Below are 16,795 nucleotides of genomic sequence, written 5' to 3' on the forward strand. Positions count from 1 at the left end.
TCATGACAATACAAGAACAGGCTGATCGGGGTTTACTGGCACTGGGGACGCGGTTGCGCGAAGGCCATTATCGTTTCATCACGCCAACGCCGTTGACCCACGAACGCATTCTGCAACGCTACAGTTCGCCGCTGGCCAAGGACTTGCGCGATGTCTTCGGCTGGTCGATGCCGTTTGCCAGCGAGCTGTTTTCAACGGCTGAACTCGAGAGACTGGAGCAGGCTGGGATCATCGAACAGCACGGAAATCTGTGGCGCAGCACGGTTCGCTGGTCGTCTTTGCATGACCAGCTGTTCGCCCATTCGGCCTATCCGACGACGCAAAGCGATTCGGTATTTTTCGGCCCGGACACCTACCGTTTCGCCCAAGTAATCGAGGCATTGCTGCGGCAGCGGTTCGAGCCGATCAAACGCGCCGTGGATATTGGCTGCGGGGCCGGCGTTGGCGCGGTGCTGATCGCACGCGCTCGACACGATGCCGAAGTGTTGGCGGTGGACATCAACCCTCGCGCATTGCGCCTGACAGCGGTGAACGCCGAATTGGCCGGTGCCTCGAACGTGGCGGCCTATCACAGTGATTTGTTGACCAGCGTCCAGGGCCAGTTCGATTTGATCATCGCCAACCCGCCGTATATGAACGACCACCAGCAACGCGCTTATCGCCATGGTGGCGGCGCATTGGGCGAAGCGTTGTCGGTGCGCATCGTGCGTGAATCGCTGCCCCGGCTAGAGACGGGCGGGACGCTGTTGTTGTACACCGGCGTGGCAATGGTCGCCGGAGAGGATCCGTTTCTGAAGGCTGTCGTGCCGCTATTGTCCGGCGATCACTTCGGCTGGACGTACCGCGAACTTGATCCGGATGTCTTCGGCGAAGAATTGCTTAAACCTGGATACGAACGTGCGGAACGCATCGCGGTGGTCGCTCTCACCGTTACCCGTTTGCCTTGACGGTTGCCGCCATCATGGGCTTGCCACTGCATTTCGGTATCGAAGAAGAATATTTCCTCACCGATCTGCAGAGCCGGCAGATGCTGGCCGAACCGTCCGTCGAGCTGCTGCATGAATGCCGTTCGATCATCGGTGAGGCTTTTGCTTTTGAAATGTTCCAGGGACAGATCGAAGTGGCCTCGCCGGTATTTTCAGCCACCGGCGAAGCGGCTGACTATCTGGCGGGTATTCGTGGGCGGCTGAGCGAGGCGCTGGCACAAGAGGGTATCGGCCTGTTGTGCGCTGGCAGTCATCCGTTAGCGCGTTGGCGTGATCAGCAGCCGACACCGCTACCGCATTTTCAGCAATTGTTCGAAGCGTTTCAGTCAGTGGCGCGGCGCAGTGTGCTCAGCGGATTGCATGTGCATGTGGAAATCCCCCAAGGTATCGATCGCATCGCCGTGATGAACGAGGTCGCTCCCTGGTTGCCGATGCTGTTGATGCTCAGTTGTTCATCGCCATTCTGGCAGCGTGAAAACAGCGGCTTCATGAGCTATCGGCAGGTAGTCTGCGATGGCTGGCCGCGCATGGGCACGCCTGAGTATTTCGTGGATGAAGCGGATTACCGCAATCACCTCTGCTTGCTGCAGCGGATCGGCACGATTGAAAAGGGCGGGAACGGCTGGTGGGGGATTCGGCCGGCGTCGCGCTATCCAACCCTGGAGTTGCGCATGACCGATGCGTGTCCCCGATTGAGGGACACGATTTTGCTGGCGACGATGTTTCGGGTGATGGTGGCCCATGCGGTCAATCTGCCGCGGCCGGGTGCCGAGTTTGATGTCACCCGACGGCGGTTGCTGAAGGAAAATCGCTGGCAGGCCAAGCGTTATGGTACGGGCGGGAAATTTGTGCTGGATGAGCGGGGCGAGGTGATGAGCGCGGCGCAGTGGCTGGATCTGGCGCGGTTGACGTTCGAAGCCACGGCGCGGGGAATGGGTGAGTCGCAGTTGTTTGATCAGGTGGACGCATTGCTGCTGGAGGGCAATAGCGCTTCGCGGCAGTTGGCTTGTCTCGCGCAGGCCGGTGCCTCATCCGATGCTGTGCAGCAGGTGGTTGATTTGTTGTTGGCGCAGACTCGATCCAGTTAGGAAAAAGCGCAACCGGCGCAGAGTGAACGGCCGGTTGCGCAAGGCGGTTTGTTTCGATCATCTGATTTAAATGCAGGCATGAGATCGGTTGATCAGGGTTAGATCGGAAATGCTGTAATGATCTCGGTTTCGCCCGAATTTTTTATTCTCATGACGAGGCGAACACCCTGGGTGACCACGCCATTAACCGTTCCCGTTTGAACGCCAGTGTCTACATCTTTTACCGTTCGCAAATACTGATTCTGGGTAAGCGTTACCTCACCGTTTCCGTCGACACTGCGTATTTGCTCCTGGCGAAATTGATCAAACGCATTTTCAACCATTTGCGTAACGTGCGCTTCGTTGCCATACCATTTGGATTTACGTAGCGAATCTCTTTTCATCGAGGCGTCGCATTCTTCGAGGCCATGATCGGTAAAGAGATGGTCGTTCAGGCCGCCTACGAGGCCCAGCGTCAGAGGGTCGATTTTCATGATTTTTTACTCAAGCAAGGGTTTTCAAAAAGGGTTGATGAGGATGTTTTGCGGGCGTCTACGCGGTTCCAGCCTCAACATCGACAGCGCGCGTACTGCCCGGCCACACACCATACAAATCGACATGACGCACGCCGCCGATCCATTGCCCGCGTGGACTTTTCCATTGCAGCAAGTGTTTTTCCGTCGACATCACGCCGCGAAATCCGCATTCCAGAACAACATTGCTCGCGTCCAGCGGGATGTCGCTGAAGCTCACGGTCAAGCCGCCCGAAGCGGTACCTTCTGCAGTCTTGCGTCCGCGTGGAGTGTCATAGGCCAAGGTCGCGTCAACGATGTACGTGCCACCGTTGGCGTTGCTGATGATCAACTGAAACGCGTTGATGTACCTGACCCAACTTGGCAACACCAAACGCCCGTCGAATGAGGCAAAGGTGTAGGCCAGCGGGGCAGAGCCGGCCGCCAGCACGCCCGATTCACTGGGCCACAAATGTTTGTCGACGCTTTTGCTTGAGCTTGCCGAGCTGTACGAGCCTTTGCCTTTGACTTCACCCACCATTTTCTGCACGGCCGAAGCATTGCCCTTCAGCGAGAACGCGTTGTCGCTCGACATGGAGCCGACATTCAGTCCGCTGCGCGCGTACAGCACACTGGTGATGATGCCGAAGCCCTGGGCGATGCCGCTGTCCGAGCCCATGCCCGACTGAGTGGCACGCTGAACCAGCCAGTCCAGATGGTTGGCGAGCACCGTATCCGGATTGTTCAATACCGATTCCAGGTCCAATGCACACTTGGACACCATCGAGCCTTCCCGGCCGAACTTCCAGGTGATGTCCATGCCCGCTTTCGCGCTTACACCGGTTTCGGGATCGGTCACTTCACCGCCCAGGTCGATTTCAGTTTCTGTTCGGGATACTTCGCTGGACATGGTGTCCCAGTCCGAACTGACCGTGGTCTTGATAAAGTTGTCCGCGCTAAGTCCGGGGACTGTATCGGCAATCAGTTTGAAGGTGCCTGTCAGTGGGTCGAGAATACCGACCGCGCCTGGTGAAACTTCACTGCTTAGCGTCCAGTTGCCCCAAGCGCCTGGCTTGGATTGCCTGATGAGCTGAGTGAATTGACCATTCCAGTTGATCATGTTGTGTACGCCTTCTTGGTGTGAGTTGAAGATCCTTTAAATTGGCGACCGGATGCCGCCTGACGCAGAACATGAAAGTCTTGCGTCGCAGACATCGTGTGCGGCTGAAGACGAGACTTAAATAACTCCAATGGCGTACATAAAACGTGCAGGAGCTGCGGAAGGCTGCGATCTTTTGATGTTGATCCTTAACAGCGCAAGATCAAAAGATCGCAGCCTGCGGCAGCTCCTACAGGGTGGCTGACAACGGCCAATCAGCATGTCGGCGGCACCGGCACCGGCACCGGCACCGTTGCGATCATTCCGGTTTCTGCAGCGGGCGGGATCCCGACGGCGTGCCACATCAGCGCTGCCATCCGGGTTACCTGGACGCATTTCATCGCGTTTTCGCGATGTTTGCGTACGGTGGCGGGGCTGATATTCAGACATCTTGCGATCTCTTTACTGGTCAGTCCTTTCGCCAGACACTCGACGACTTCGCGCTGGCTGACCGTGAGCGGGGAGAGCGCCTTTTGATCTTGAGCATCGCCGCGTTGAAGCAGGCGGGCGATCGCAAATGCCACCAGTTGCGCGGTGCTGTGCAGGTCGAATTTGCTGAGGATATTGCACCGATGTTTGCGCACCGTAAGAGTGGCGATGCTCAGTGTCGCGGCGATTTCCCGGCAAGACAGGCCTTTGCCGGTCCAGGCGAGCACTTCCCATTCCCTCGCCGTCAGGCCTTCCCGGTTGCCTGCAAAAACAACAGCGCTCGCGCTCGGGGCGACGCTGTTCAGCTGCAGTTTCCAGGTTCGGCAATAGTTATAGACGAGGCTTTTGCTGCCAGGAAAACCAATGATTCGCAAACATTCCAGATACGTGCAGACGCTGCTACGTTGGCGCTCGCCGCAGTGCCGACCGGCCTCCAGCCAAACCACCAGATGTTCTTTATAAGGATCCAGCAAGCCCGGTGAAATCGGGCGAAGCGGGTAACAAGGCTCGACGCCCTGAGGTACGGACAGCCAGCGCGTGGCAGTGTTTCTGGAAATGCCTAATCGACGCGAGGCCTCGCGCACGGAGAGGCTTTCGTGCTGCACCAGAAACCTGAGTGTCTGCAGCGTCCGCGTGCTGATCACCTGCGAACTTCCCTGTCGAGTTTCCCAGCAGGATAGGTGGCGAACGCGGCTCAGTTTTGGATTGGAATTGTGCTTTGGAGAAGGCGGGTAAATTTATGGGGCTTCACCCGGTGGTTTGTTCGTGAGTCAACGGGGTGCTGTCGATCTGTTGCGCTTTTGTTTGCCACTAGCGACCGGCCGATACGCGGAGCGCACGGTCGGCCGATATTCAGTGGGAGGGTTCTCTTTGGTTGTTTGCGTTCGGGGTGGCTCCTGAGTCTGCTGCGTCATCGATCCTGATTCGTTGCTGGACAGTTCAGGTCCCGCCACCCACGCCTTCGACTGCCTGGGCGTATCGCCGGGTCGCTTCCGTCACCAAATGTTTGCGTTCGTCGCGGTCGATAAAGCCCTGCTTTGAATATTCTTCGGCCAGACGCAACAGCTCCTCGTAGTGCTCCTCGGCGTTCATGCGGATTTCCGGGTGATTGAGCAACTTATGCCAGGTTTCCAACGCTTGTAGCCTGCGATCCTCATACATAGCGGCGACTCCAGAGGTTGTGACCGGTAGAAAGCGGCGACAGGTTGACTGTTCAGGCGAACCGACGCATGGCACCCCCATCCCCAGCAGGCGCTGCCGCAGGGGGATGTGATGCGTCGGGACGTTTTCAGTTGATGTCAAAAAAACCGAACTGTCGGCGTCGGTCCGCCGTCCATTTTGTTAATAGGCATTTACAGCCAGACGATGAACGTGAGGAGACCGCTCAATGGAACGCTATCCACTGGATGACAACGACTTGGACCACCGTAACCGTCAGATTGGCCTGGCGGTCGGCTTGGCGGCGGACGAGGTTGAATTGTGGGTCGCGTCGGTCGAGGAAGACGGCAGCGGCATGGGTTATGTCGTGCATTTCTCCAGCAGCACGCCCAAGGAAGTGCTCGCCAAAGTGGCAGGATTGGGCGATGACCGAACCATGAATATCGGGCCGATTGATTGATCAGATTGACCAAAAGCGGTGCGCAAAGTGAACGCAATGGATGAGCACAATAATCACCTGGTAGTGATCAGCGGAGCGAGCGCAGGCGTGGGGCGCGCCACCGCACACCGGTTTGCCGCCGCCGGTTACCGCATCGGCTTGCTGGCGCGCGATGAGGCAGGGCTGGCCGCCACCCGCGAAGAGCTGGCGCAATACGACGTGCAGGTGATGGCAATCAGCGTCGACGTTGCCGATGCGCCAGCGGTTCTGGCGGCAGCCGCTGAGCTGGAGGAAAAACTGGGGCCGCTGCTGATCTGGATAAACTCAGCGATGGTTACGGTGTTTTCACCCATCGAAAAACTCACCGCCGAAGAGATCCAGCGTGTCACCCAAGTCACCTATCTCGGCACCGTTCACGGAACGTTGGCCGCTCTGCAACTGATGCGTCCGCGCAATAACGGACTGATCATCCAAGTGGGTTCCGCGCTGGCCTATCGCGCTATTCCATTGCAGTCAGCTTACTGCGGCGCAAAATTCGCCGTTCGCGGTTTCACCGATGCGTTGCGCTGCGAACTGCTGCATGAGCAGAGTCGGATCCGCGTCTGCATGGTGCAACTGCCGGCGGTCAACACGCCGCAATTCGACTGGGCGCGCAACCAACTCGAAAAACGTCCGCAACCTGTGCCACCCATCCATGATCCGGATGTCGCCGCCCGGGCCATTTTCAGTGTGATCCAGCATCCACCCCGTGAATTGTCGGCGACAACCTGTTCGAAGCGCAACGCGCTGACCTGCATCAGACGCGCGGGCGCTTCGTCGGCCGCTCACGAGATTTCGCGCTGGCGCTGACCTCGACGCAAGTGACGGTGCTGTCTGCGGTGCTGGCTCTGTTAGTCGCGGTGGTTTTACTGCTGTTCTGAACCCACCCGGCGAAACCAGCGATAGCCAAACCCATTCAACGTCAGCGCTGCATTTTCGCTGAGCGGTAAAGGATAAGCGGCGTCCGCCAGAATCTGCTCAAAACCCTCCAGTTCTTCACTCATTGCCTGTTCCAGCGTGGCCGCTTGCCGACTAAGATTGGCGAGCATGACCGTCGTGGCGTGCCTGGCAGCGACGCCAGCAGCGCCTGGGCCAGCGCCTGATGACGTACATCGCCGTCAAGCATTGGCGCCAGGCGCCGGCGGATGCCGCGCCCATACACGCGCATGTCCGGTTCCGGCGCGAACACCTGCATGACTTCTTCACGCTCCTGTTCCGTCAAGCGTTCCAGATCAAGCTCGTCATGGTTGCGCAGCCACACCGCATAACCCGCGTTGTCTGGCGCGGCCGGTCGCCGTTGCAATGCGCGCAAGAGCGGTTCGGCGCGCTCGCGGGCCAGTGCCAGAAACAGGTGATTGTTGACCCAGAAATCCAGCGTCAACTGCAAGCGATTGCCCGTGCCGAAGTAATGCCCGAAACGCTCCGGCTCAACATCCACTTCGCCTATCAACAGGCATTCGGGATTGATCCCGTGCGCATGCTTCGCCAGTCGCTCCAGTAACCACACGCCGTGTTCTTCCTCGCCGCCGCCGGCCTGTTCGACCGCATGGGAAGCCGCATCCAGCCGAAACCCGGCAACGCCCAGGCGCAGCCAGTGCGTGATGAACTGTTCGATCTCCTCGACCACCGTTTTTCCACCAAGGCAAATTCGGCGTGACAGACATGGCCTTCTCCTTGAAGTAGTTCCTGCTCATGGTTGCCGTCGATCGTTGGCGATTACGGCTTGGCGGGCGTGAGCTTGCCGGCAGATGGCTTGAGCTTGTCTTGAAGCATTTTCACCGTTTGTTCCTGCTTGAGAATGTCCGGCAGAGCGGCTTCGGCGAATTTTTTCAGTTCGGGTTTTTCCGAAGACATCGCTTCTTTCTTGAACAGATAGACTTTCTGTTCGAGGGTTTCGGCCTGGCTGTCGATGTAAATGCGGTCGAATGATTCGTCGCGAGACTCCAGGCGCATCTGCTTGGCTTTACCGGCCAATGAGGCTTCGTCCGGCACGTTCATGTGCAGTTGTTCGCCGAGCGCCTTGAGCTTGCTGTACAGCTGCGCGTTCTTGCTGATCATCTGATTGGCAAAGTCCTTCACTTCCGGCATCTGGCTCTTTTGCAGTGCCACTTTGGCGCCTTCAGTCTGGAACACGCTCTGTTGCGCGGCTTCTTCGAGGAAGGCGTTGACGGTCACGGCGTGCGCCATCGAAGCGCAAAGGCTCAACACCAACGCCACCATCCATTTCGCTCTGTTCGGGTTCATGTCGGACGACCTCTTGTGCGCACGGCTTCAAGGCTGTTGATAGTGACCGGGGATGTTGTCGCCTTCCTCAGGCTTGGTTCTTTTCTGCACCTGGACGTCGCTCATGTTGGCGTTCTTCAGCTCGGGAAAGTTCTGCTTTACCAGCGCTTGCGCCTCCTGCGGTTCGAGGGTTTCGCTGTCGTGCTCCAGCGTGCGGCTTTGCGGCTGGTTGTCGATGATGAAGCTGACGATGTAGCGGGTCTTTTCAAACATGAGCGTCGTCCTTTCTTGAAATGGATATCAGCGTTTCGCTTGTCGATCCTCATCGGCCGGCCCGGGGTGCACACGCGCGCCGTTCTGCCGATCGGACTTTTCCCGGCTAGCTCGTTGGTCGTCGGTCAGGCCGTCACCTTCGTCTTCAATGTGCAGCTCTTTATCGGGCTGATCCGTCGGCTGCTGGATCGGGTCGTTGTCGTTGTTTGCGGTCATGTGTTCACCTTGGAGTTCGTTTTTTCGTTACGCCAACGAGGCCAATGGATGCCCCGCACTTATAGGGACTGACGCTGCGGGTGAGGGGTTGTTCCGCTTGATTGACTCAATGGTCGGCCTGTCATTCGTCGTTCCCTGTGACTTGAGAATGCTGCCGTCGCCGAACGGCACAAGGCCAAGGCCTATGGCATCCCTGAATCAGCGAAACGGCGGTATCGCCGCTTGCTCGCATCAGTTCCTGACCATTGATCGTCAACGCACATTCTTTTTGAAATTTCCCAATGGCCATCGCTTCACAAGAAGGTAGGCGCGCGTTTCTGAAGAGGCGTCGCCACATTCTGAAGCCTGAGGAGATTTGTCATGTTTCTACATAACAAGCGACTTCAATACACCGTCCGTGTCGCCGAACCCAATCCCGGTCTGGCGAACCTTTTGCTCGAACAATTTGGTGGCGCCCAAGGGGAATTGGCCGCGGCGTCGCGCTATTTCACCCAAGCCTTGTCCGAGGATGATCCCGGGCGCAAAGACTTGCTGATGGACATCGCCACCGAGGAACTCAGCCATCTTGAAATCATTGGATCGATCATCGTCATGCTCAATAAAGGCGCGAAGGGACGGATGGCTGAAGGCGTCGAAGCCGAGGGCGAGTTGTATCGCGCGATCAACGGCGCGGGCAACGATTCGCACATCACCAGCCTGCTGTACGGTGCCGGCTCGCCGCTGACCAATTCGGCGGGCGTGCCCTGGACGGCGGCCTACGTCGACACCATCGGCGAGCCCACCGCCGACATGCGTTCCAATATCGCTGCCGAAGCACGGGCCAAAATCGTCTATGAGCGCTTGATGAACGTCACGGATGATCCGGGCGTGAAGGAAGCGTTAGGCTTTCTCATGACTCGCGAAATCGCCCACCAGTTGTCGTTCGAAAAAGCCTTGCACGCGATCCAGCCGAACTTCCCACAGGGCAAGCTTCCCGGCATGCCTGAATTCACCAACGTCTACTTCAATATGTCCCAAGGCACCGACGACATGCGCGGGCCATGGAACCAGGGTGACGATTGGGAATTTGTCGAGAACCCCGTGCCGGCGGTCGACGGCGGGGACGGCAGTGCCAGCGTAGAACTCACCGCCGAGGACGAAACACTGCTGACCAACATGAAGACCCGGACGATGTCCGATCCGCTCAGCAACCCTGCAACGGGCGCGGATCTGGGGGCGGGCCTGCAAACCAAACCGGAACTCTGACGCAAACAAACTGCACGCCGCCCAGCGTGCGGTGCCGTCAGATGCGCTTGTTCATACTCAAAGAGGACTGAAAAAATGGCGACCCCACAGGAAAACCTGCTCGACTGGTTGCGTGACGCCCATGCCATGGAACAACAGGCGGAACAGATGCTCAAGACGCAATCCCAGCGGCTGGAGCATTACCCGCAGCTCAAGGCGCGGATCGATCAGCACCTACAGGAAACGCTTGGCCAGCAAAAACTCATTGATGAATGCTTGCAGCGCCTGGGCGGCAGTTCATCGACGATGAAGGATCTGGGCGGCAAGCTGATGGCGTTCGGTCAGGCGATGGGTGGCTCGTTGATGAGCGACGAAGTGATCAAGGGCGCCATGGCCGGTTATGTGTTCGAAAACCTCGAAATTGCCAGCTACACGGTGCTGATCGCGGCCGCCGAAGCGGCGGGCGACACTCAGACGAAAGCCGCCTGCGAGAAGATTCTGCCTCAGGAAATCGCCATGGCCGAGTGGTTGCTCGAGCATCTGCCGCAGCTCACCGAAGCTTTTATCGTGCGCTCCGCCGACCCGGACAAAGAAGCCAAGAAATAACCGCACCAGAGGCGTCCGCTTGCTCGCCGGCAGCGGACGCACCCTCACTGCCTTCGTTCAGACGCCACCGGCTGCAAGCGTCCATCGCGCTCAATGTGATAGCGCTGCAAATCCTGCGCAAGAATCAATTGCCCGCTGTAATGCGCTGCTGCCTCTTGGCGCACGTCCTCGATGGAAGGACTGCGTTCGGGGTTCGGCTGATAGCGAGCGCCGAAGTGGCTGAGCACCAGATTCGGGATGCCCGCCGATTCGGCAAATTGCGCGACAGCCGCCGCGCTGCTGTGGCCGTAACTGGCGCGGGTGCGGTCGATGGCCGATTGCACGAAGGTCGCTTCATGTACCAACACGTCGGCGGTGCGGGCCACATCGGCGAGCAGCTCGGGTTTGTCGTTGTCGCCACAAACGATGATCCGTCGGGCCGGCCGGGCAGGGCGCAGGTAGTCCGCGGCGGTCAATCGTCTACCGGCAAATTCGACGTCGCGGCCGTGGGCCAGTTCGCCCCAGAGCGGGCCGCGCGGAATCTGTTCTTCTTCCAGGCGTTGCAGATCCAGCCGTGGGTCAGGATTGATTTCGGTAAAGACGTAGCCACGACATGGCACACGGTGGGACAACTCGACCGTCTCAACCTGAACATTGCCGTTGCGCCAGCCATCCAGGCTTTCAACCGCGTGTAAATGCAATTCGAACGGCAAGTGAGAGTGGGTGACTGCCAGGCTCAGTTGCACCCAAGGGTGCAGGGCTACCGGCAGAATGATGTCCAGTGGCCGGGTCCGGCCGGACATCGCGGCGCTGGCGAGCAGGCCGGGCAAACCAAAGCAATGGTCGCCATGCACATGGGTGATAAAAATGCCGCGAAGCTCGCTCAGCGACAACGGCGTACGCAGCAGCTGATGCTGCGTTGCTTCTCCGCAATCGACCAAGTACCAGCCGCGACCCGAACCTTCGATCAACGCGGTGCCGCTAACGTTGCGGCTGCGGGTGGGCGTCCCGGCTGATGTGCCGAGAAACAACAGATCCATGGGTACCTCCGTTGGGTTGGTTCTTCGTTCGCCATTTCTTGTTCGACAGACGGCCTGACCGATTTTGCCAAAACTCTTTCGGCAGCGGGTAACTCTGGGCACTCCGGGCTATTCTCAAGGTCAATGGGCAATCTGAGATGTAGTGCATGAGAGGCTCACCTTGCGCCGAAAGAAAAAGCCGGCCATCGACCGGGTCGATGCAGCGGCAATATCCGAAAACAGGAAGGGACTCTTCCTCGCGGCGATTGAAACCAGCCGCACGGCCATGATCGTGACAGATCCGGGCGCGCCCGATAATCCGATCATTTTTGCCAACGATGCGTTTCTTGAGCTGACCGGTTTCGACCTGGACGAAGTGATCGGACGCAACTGCCGGTTCCTGCAAGGTGAAGAGACCGATAGAAATGCCTTGCAGCAAGTTCAAACCGCGTTGAAAGAGCATCACGAGGTTTGCGTCGAAGTTCTCAACTACCGTAAGGACGGTTCTTCTTTCTGGAATGAACTGTTTATCTCGCCGTTATTCAACGAGGCCGGTCAGTTGGTCTACTTTTTTGCGTCGCAACTGGATGTCAGTCGACGTCGCGATGCCGAAGACGGCTTGCGTCAGGCGCAAAACATGGAAGCCCTGGGGCAACTGACCGGCGGCATCGCCCATGACTTCAATAATTTGCTGCAAGTAATGATCGGCTATATCGAGCTTATCCAGCACGGTGCGAAGAAGCCAAACGGCGACCTTGCGCGGATTCTCACCAGTGCCACTCATGCCCGTGCAGCTGCGGAGAAAGCAAGCATATTGACCCAGCAGTTGTTGGCGTTTTCGCGCAAGCAACGTCTTCAGGGTCGAGTCATCAACCTGAACGCCTTGTTGAGTCGAACCGGCATCGACCGTCAGCTTGCCGTCAATACCATTCTGCACGTTGATCTGGCGCAGGATCTGTGGAACTGCCGGATCGACACCGCGCAGGCTGAACTGGCGTTGCAACATGTGCTGTCAAACGCTGCAGATGCCTCGGCTGGCCGCGATCATCCCGCCGTGACCGTCGAAACCCGCAACGTGCAGGTCACGGCCGATTGCAGGACTTTATCCAAAGGTCTGGCGCCCGGGCGTTACGTGGAAATTGCGGTGACTGACAACGGCACGGGCATCCCCTGCGAACTGCTGGACAAAGTCATGCAGCCGTTTTTCACCACTAAGGAAGAGGGCGCGGGCTCCGGGTTGGGGCTGTCGATGGTGTATGGGTTCGTCAAACAGTCTGGCGGTACGGTGAAGATCGAATCCACGCCAGCTGTTGGCACCACGATTCGCCTGTATTTTCCGGCGGATGACAGCCAGTTGTCGCTCGAGGGCGAGCGGGCGGATCCGGCGCGGCTGCACGGCAGCGAACGCATTCTGATCGTCGAGGATCGGGCAGAAGTGGCCGAACTGGCGCAAGTGACGCTGGCTGAGTACGGTTATCAGACAAACGTTGTGTTCAATGCCATGCAGGCGTTGGCGGCGCTAGAGGTGGCGACGTATGAATTGGTGTTCAGTGACTTGATCATGCCGGGCAGCATGAACGGCGTGATGCTCGCGCGGCGCGTCTGCGAATCATACCCGCAGACCCGAATATTGCTGACCACCGGCTTCGCCGAAGACTCGCTGGAGCGAACCGATATCGGCGGTGGCGAATTTGAGTTGATTCCCAAGCCGTACCGACCTGTCGATCTGGCGAGGAAAATCCGCTTCGTTCTGGATCAACCAGGTGCGGCGCACGCCCGTTGAACAACAAAAAGCCCTGCGTGCAGGGCTTTTTTCGGTCTAGGTTTTCATTGCACGCTTGATGCGCATCCAATCCTGAAACGCTTGCGTCCTTTTTGCGTCAGCGAGCATTTTTGCTTCGGTATAACGCGCCCAGGCGTCCGCATTGTCATGGTCATACTGAATGATTTCGTACGCTGCGGTGTCCAGGTGATCCGCCTCTCGGAACAGCTCAGTGTTGCAGGCGATTTCTTCGTCCCAGGTGTGTTCGATGCCAATATTCAACGCCTGTTCTTTCATGGCCCATGCCCCTCGTCCCAAGCGAGCGATGCTGACTCTCGCCACTGCACTTCGGTGACTCCAAAACGCTCAGCCATCGGCTTGGAAAAGCGCTTTAACGGCGGGCGGCCAGGTCTTGGAATGGGCGCGATGCCCGCATCACAACTTGCCCATTGCCAAGCCTCGGAATTGTCCATTTTCTTGGTTCGAATAATGAACGTCTTGGGCTCGCCGTGAAGCCGGTAGTTAATAACGTATAGATCAATTTGCCCCATGAAGCCCTCCTTTCGCTCATGACTTAAAGAGGAGGGGTGTTTTAAAAAAATTCCAAATTTTTGTCTGACAATCGCTATACGGTACAAGCGCTTGCTATTTGTTGTACATCCTAAAGATTTATGTACAGCAACGGTCTAGTAATCCAAAACAAGTTACCGCTTAGTTGGCGTTCCATAGCCGCTTGTTACCGCAAACGCCGCGAAAAATGTTGTACAAGTATTGATAGACGCGTTTTTCCACTCGTCGCCCCAGAAGTTTTTCGTTTGGAACCACCGCAACGACAATCGGCTCGCACGTATAAGGCCGGGCGGGTGCTCTAGCTCGCACCGGCCGCTTTGCCAGCACGCTGTTTTCTGACTGCCAGGTGGTTGCGATGTGTAAATGTATTGTTCAAGGTTTTTGCGAGAAGGATCCACTGTCGTTTCTGATGCACATGCAACCCCTCGAAGGTGCGGTGGGGCTGGAGCCCGGTGCGGTCGATGGGTACCCGCCCGCCGTTGACACACCTGCTGCATCTGGTCATGCGTTCCAAAACAACGGGACGGCGGCTATTTGACTGCCTGATTGCTGAATGCGGGTCGTCTCGCCGCCATTTCAGCGCGCAATTCACCGATCAACTGGGCGATCGCACGGGAGGAGGTGAGGTGCTGCGTCGACACGCCAGTCTCCAGAAGCTCGACCCGGCCCGATTCAGGCTCGAACACTTTGATCATTAACGAGCCATCCGGGTTGACGGTGCACGAACACGACAGTGGCAAAAAACCGCACTCTATGGTGCGGCGCAATTCAAGAATGGAGATCATGACTTACGTCCTTTGAGTCAAGGTTGATGCGGCTGTCCTTGATGATAGCTGCATCCTGGGCGCGGTCGCCTGTTTCCCGCGCCGTTTATCCGAGGGCAGGAATATTTCTCAAACAAGACGGATCAGTCCGAAGGCGGAACGAATTTATCGGTCGGTCGGCCATCCAGTTCGGGCATGGGATCAGTTGCGATGCCATTGAGATGGGTAGCCCAGGCTTCGTAGGCGACGCGTTGACGTGTTGTCGCTTCTTCCCAAACGTTGCCCGACACATCGCTGGCGACCACCAGCATCATAACGCGGGTGGTGGCAGCGTCGAGTTCTATCAGCAGCGGATGGGCTTGAGTGCGAAAAGCTTCGATGTTGAGCATACGGTCTCGTCTTTCAAGCAGGACTGACGCGATTATACGCGCCGTTGTTCCCGTTAAAGCAGTGTGGCATTAAACGACTGTGTTCGTCATTTGACGAGATGACCGGTTCTGCCGGGAGCTGCCGTCTGCCTCCGCCTGTCGTAACGCAGCGAGTGAGAATTGACCTACATGAGGCTTCCTAGTTTACTGTACAAAAATACAGTATTTGTAGAAGGCGTCCCCATGAGCGTTACCGTCCTTGGCCCCCTTGCGGAAGGCGGCGTTGCGTTGCCGCGATGTTCCTTTCGCGTGCCCGCCGGGTTTCCCTCGCCCGCAGCGGATCACATCGAACAGCACATCTCTTTGGATGAAGTTTTAAACATCCGTGCGCCCCACGTTTATCTGGTGTCCATTTCCGGTGACAGCATGCAAGGGGCGGGGATTTTTGACGGCGACCTGGTCATCGTCGACCGGGCGCTGGACGCGGAGCACAACGACATCGTCGTCGCCTTGTTGAACAACGAACCAGTGTGCAAACGCCTGTGCCGGCGTGGGGCGCAGATGATCCTGCTGTCGGAAAATCCCAAATATCCGCCACGCTACGTGCTGGAGGGCGATGAGCTTTCCATTTGGGGCAAAGTCACCCACAGCGTGCGCAGCCATGGTTAAGACACATGAGCCGGTGTTCGCACTGATCGACTGCAACAGTTTCTACGCCAGCTGCGAGCGGGTGTTCCGCCCCGACTTGGCGCGGGTGCCGATTGTGGTGTTGAGCAACAACGACGGGTGTGTGATAGCTCGATCCTACGATGCAAAACCATTCGTAAAAATGGGCGAACCATATTTCCAGATTCGAGACAAACTGAGGCAGCACGGAATCGTGCCGTTTTCCAGCAATTATGCCCTGTATGGCGATATATCCGAACGCGTCATGACCATTCTGGAATCAACAGTCGATTCCTGTGAGCGGTACTCGATCGATGAAATCTGGCTAAGCATAGGTGGTATGCCCGGTAACCTTGAGGCATTCGGCCGTGATCTTCGGTCCCGAGTATTACGCTGCACGAGCATCCCGGTAGGTGTTGGAATAGCATCCACTAAAACCCTTGCCAAGTTGGCCAACCACACCGCCAAGCGCTTGCAGGCTCAAACTGGAGGCGTTGTGGATATCCGTGATCCTTTCAAGCGAGACTGGGTTTTGCGTAACACCGCGGTTAGGGAAGTCTGGGGAGTTGGTAAGCGAATGACAGTGCACCTGGAATCCATGGGCATCCTGAAGGCTATGGACTTGGCAACGGCTGATCCCAAGATGCTGCGGCAAAAATTCAGCGTGGTGGTGGAGAAGACCGCCCGTGAACTGGCGGGCATATCTTGCTTGGACGTTGAAGAGGTCGAGCCGCCAAAGCAAGAGATCTGCTGCAGTCGGGCATTCGGCAAACGCCTCACAGAGATTGAACCGATCAAGCAGGCGGTGGCCACTTACGTTGGACGCGCAGCGGAAAAACTCCGAGATCAAGGTTCGATGTGCAAGCGCGTGCGAGTGAGCATCCGCACTGGTATGTTCAATCCTGACGAGGCCCATTACGCCCAGGGAGTGATGGTAGAACTGCCTTACCCGACATGTGACACTCTGCTCATGACGCGAATGGCTACCGACGCAGTGGCTAAAATCTTTCGTCCCGGCTTCCGTTACAGCAAAGCTGAGGTTCTTTTGATGGATCTGAGGCAGCCAGGTGAGTTCACCGAAGACCTGTTTGCCCCCAAGCAATCTGCAGAATGCGTTCGGCTGATGCAAGTCCTGGACAATATCAACGGAAGATGGGGCCGGGGCACACTGCGGACTGCCAGTGTTCCAGCGTCACCTGACTGGGGGATGCGCCGTGAAATGATGAGCCGATCTTATACGACCAAGCTGGACGAACTTTGGATGGTGCGCTGCGATTAGAGGTACCAGCGGTCGAGGGATTCTCATTGCCGTAAAATCCACGGTGCCCTGAAAACC

23 protein-coding genes are annotated in these 16,795 nt (G+C 57.5%); 9 read left to right on the forward strand and 14 right to left on the reverse strand.

Features of this window, described 5'->3' with window-relative positions:
* Positions 1–2 precede the first annotated feature (2 nt).
* Both GIW69_RS13640 and GIW69_RS13645 read left to right on the forward strand, forming a co-directional pair.
* Complete coding sequence (locus tag GIW69_RS13640; RefSeq protein ID WP_236483203.1) at positions 3–947, forward strand: N5-glutamine methyltransferase family protein; 945 nt, start codon at positions 3–5, stop codon at positions 945–947.
* 14 nt (positions 948–961) lie between these two features.
* Positions 962–2,074, forward strand: coding sequence for a carboxylate-amine ligase (locus GIW69_RS13645; RefSeq protein ID WP_236483204.1), 1,113 nt, complete (start codon positions 962–964; stop codon positions 2,072–2,074).
* Positions 2,075–2,172: 98 nt separating this feature from the next.
* On the opposite strand, the gene GIW69_RS13650 is transcribed toward GIW69_RS13645, so the two are convergent.
* The 4 genes from GIW69_RS13650 to GIW69_RS13665 form a co-directional block, all read right to left on the reverse strand.
* Positions 2,173–2,547: a hypothetical protein gene (locus GIW69_RS13650; RefSeq protein WP_236483205.1), complete on the reverse strand. Its 375-nt coding sequence runs from the start codon at positions 2,545–2,547 to the stop codon at positions 2,173–2,175.
* 58 nt (positions 2,548–2,605) lie between these two features.
* Complete coding sequence (locus GIW69_RS13655; RefSeq protein ID WP_236483206.1) at positions 2,606–3,685, reverse strand: hypothetical protein; 1,080 nt, start codon at positions 3,683–3,685, stop codon at positions 2,606–2,608.
* A 254-nt stretch (positions 3,686–3,939) separates the two neighbouring features.
* The gene (locus GIW69_RS13660; RefSeq protein WP_236483207.1) at positions 3,940–4,797 is read right to left on the reverse strand and encodes a LuxR C-terminal-related transcriptional regulator; all 858 of its coding nucleotides are present in this window, start codon (positions 4,795–4,797) and stop codon (positions 3,940–3,942) included.
* A 295-nt stretch (positions 4,798–5,092) separates the two neighbouring features.
* Positions 5,093–5,314 carry a hypothetical protein gene (locus GIW69_RS13665; protein ID WP_236483208.1) on the reverse strand — a complete coding sequence of 74 codons (222 nt, stop codon included), beginning with the start codon at positions 5,312–5,314 and terminating at the stop codon, positions 5,093–5,095.
* Positions 5,315–5,540: 226 nt separating this feature from the next.
* Between GIW69_RS13665 and GIW69_RS13670 the strand changes: the two genes are divergently transcribed.
* Positions 5,541–5,771, forward strand: coding sequence for a hypothetical protein (locus tag GIW69_RS13670; protein ID WP_236483209.1), 231 nt, complete (start codon positions 5,541–5,543; stop codon positions 5,769–5,771).
* Positions 5,772–5,807: 36 nt separating this feature from the next.
* Positions 5,808–6,599: an SDR family oxidoreductase gene (locus GIW69_RS13675; protein WP_496570918.1), complete on the forward strand. Its 792-nt coding sequence runs from the start codon at positions 5,808–5,810 to the stop codon at positions 6,597–6,599.
* Positions 6,600–6,655: 56 nt separating this feature from the next.
* On the opposite strand, the gene GIW69_RS13680 is transcribed toward GIW69_RS13675, so the two are convergent.
* From GIW69_RS13680 to GIW69_RS13700, 5 genes are all read right to left on the reverse strand, one after another.
* On the reverse strand, positions 6,656–6,793 hold the full coding sequence (locus tag GIW69_RS13680) for a hypothetical protein (protein WP_236483210.1): 138 nt from the start codon (positions 6,791–6,793) through the stop codon (positions 6,656–6,658).
* On the reverse strand, positions 6,790–7,416 hold the full coding sequence (locus GIW69_RS13685) for an alpha-amylase family protein (RefSeq protein WP_236483211.1): 627 nt from the start codon (positions 7,414–7,416) through the stop codon (positions 6,790–6,792). Before GIW69_RS13685 ends, GIW69_RS13680 begins: the two co-directional genes overlap by 4 nt.
* 89 nt (positions 7,417–7,505) lie before the next feature.
* Positions 7,506–8,033, reverse strand: coding sequence for a DUF4142 domain-containing protein (locus GIW69_RS13690; RefSeq protein WP_236483212.1), 528 nt, complete (start codon positions 8,031–8,033; stop codon positions 7,506–7,508).
* A 27-nt stretch (positions 8,034–8,060) separates the two neighbouring features.
* Positions 8,061–8,285: a hypothetical protein gene (locus GIW69_RS13695; protein WP_236483213.1), complete on the reverse strand. Its 225-nt coding sequence runs from the start codon at positions 8,283–8,285 to the stop codon at positions 8,061–8,063.
* 27 nt (positions 8,286–8,312) lie between these two features.
* Complete coding sequence (locus GIW69_RS13700) at positions 8,313–8,501, reverse strand: hypothetical protein (RefSeq protein WP_236483214.1); 189 nt, start codon at positions 8,499–8,501, stop codon at positions 8,313–8,315.
* Between the two features lie 360 nt (positions 8,502–8,861).
* Between GIW69_RS13700 and GIW69_RS13705 the strand changes: the two genes are divergently transcribed.
* Both GIW69_RS13705 and GIW69_RS13710 read left to right on the forward strand, forming a co-directional pair.
* On the forward strand, positions 8,862–9,746 hold the full coding sequence (locus GIW69_RS13705; protein WP_236483215.1) for a manganese catalase family protein: 885 nt from the start codon (positions 8,862–8,864) through the stop codon (positions 9,744–9,746).
* Positions 9,747–9,821: 75 nt separating this feature from the next.
* A complete protein-coding gene (locus GIW69_RS13710; RefSeq protein ID WP_236483216.1) occupies positions 9,822–10,331 on the forward strand; it encodes a DUF892 family protein in 510 nt (169 codons plus the stop codon).
* Positions 10,332–10,375: 44 nt separating this feature from the next.
* On the opposite strand, the gene GIW69_RS13715 is transcribed toward GIW69_RS13710, so the two are convergent.
* Complete coding sequence (locus tag GIW69_RS13715; protein ID WP_236483217.1) at positions 10,376–11,350, reverse strand: ribonuclease Z; 975 nt, start codon at positions 11,348–11,350, stop codon at positions 10,376–10,378.
* 160 nt (positions 11,351–11,510) lie between these two features.
* On the opposite strand from GIW69_RS13715, the gene GIW69_RS13720 reads away from it, so the two are divergent.
* Complete coding sequence (locus GIW69_RS13720) at positions 11,511–13,112, forward strand: histidine kinase famiy protein (protein WP_268945557.1); 1,602 nt, start codon at positions 11,511–11,513, stop codon at positions 13,110–13,112.
* Positions 13,113–13,148: 36 nt separating this feature from the next.
* Here the strand turns inward: GIW69_RS13720 and GIW69_RS13725 are convergent, their stop codons facing one another.
* The 4 genes from GIW69_RS13725 to GIW69_RS13740 form a co-directional block, all read right to left on the reverse strand.
* On the reverse strand, positions 13,149–13,388 hold the full coding sequence (locus tag GIW69_RS13725) for a hypothetical protein (RefSeq protein ID WP_236483218.1): 240 nt from the start codon (positions 13,386–13,388) through the stop codon (positions 13,149–13,151).
* Positions 13,385–13,642 carry a DUF6555 family protein gene (locus GIW69_RS13730; RefSeq protein ID WP_236483219.1) on the reverse strand — a complete coding sequence of 86 codons (258 nt, stop codon included), beginning with the start codon at positions 13,640–13,642 and terminating at the stop codon, positions 13,385–13,387. Before GIW69_RS13730 ends, GIW69_RS13725 begins: the two co-directional genes overlap by 4 nt.
* A gap of 549 nt (positions 13,643–14,191) precedes the next feature.
* Positions 14,192–14,446 (reverse strand): DUF1652 domain-containing protein, encoded by a 255-nt coding sequence (locus GIW69_RS13735; RefSeq protein ID WP_236483220.1) that lies wholly within the window; start codon positions 14,444–14,446, stop codon positions 14,192–14,194.
* A 122-nt stretch (positions 14,447–14,568) separates the two neighbouring features.
* Positions 14,569–14,814, reverse strand: a complete 246-nt coding sequence (locus tag GIW69_RS13740) for a hypothetical protein (RefSeq protein WP_236483221.1) — start codon at positions 14,812–14,814, stop codon at positions 14,569–14,571.
* A gap of 222 nt (positions 14,815–15,036) precedes the next feature.
* On the opposite strand from GIW69_RS13740, the gene GIW69_RS13745 reads away from it, so the two are divergent.
* Both GIW69_RS13745 and GIW69_RS13750 read left to right on the forward strand, forming a co-directional pair.
* Positions 15,037–15,462: a S24 family peptidase gene (locus GIW69_RS13745; RefSeq protein WP_236483222.1), complete on the forward strand. Its 426-nt coding sequence runs from the start codon at positions 15,037–15,039 to the stop codon at positions 15,460–15,462.
* Positions 15,455–16,738, forward strand: a complete 1,284-nt coding sequence (locus GIW69_RS13750; protein ID WP_236483223.1) for a Y-family DNA polymerase — start codon at positions 15,455–15,457, stop codon at positions 16,736–16,738. The genes GIW69_RS13745 and GIW69_RS13750 overlap by 8 nt, the downstream gene beginning before the upstream one ends.
* Positions 16,739–16,795 lie beyond the last annotated feature (57 nt).

The organism is Pseudomonas syringae, from assembly GCF_021605415.1.
In the GTDB taxonomy this organism is placed as follows: domain Bacteria; phylum Pseudomonadota; class Gammaproteobacteria; order Pseudomonadales; family Pseudomonadaceae; genus Aquipseudomonas; species Aquipseudomonas syringae_S.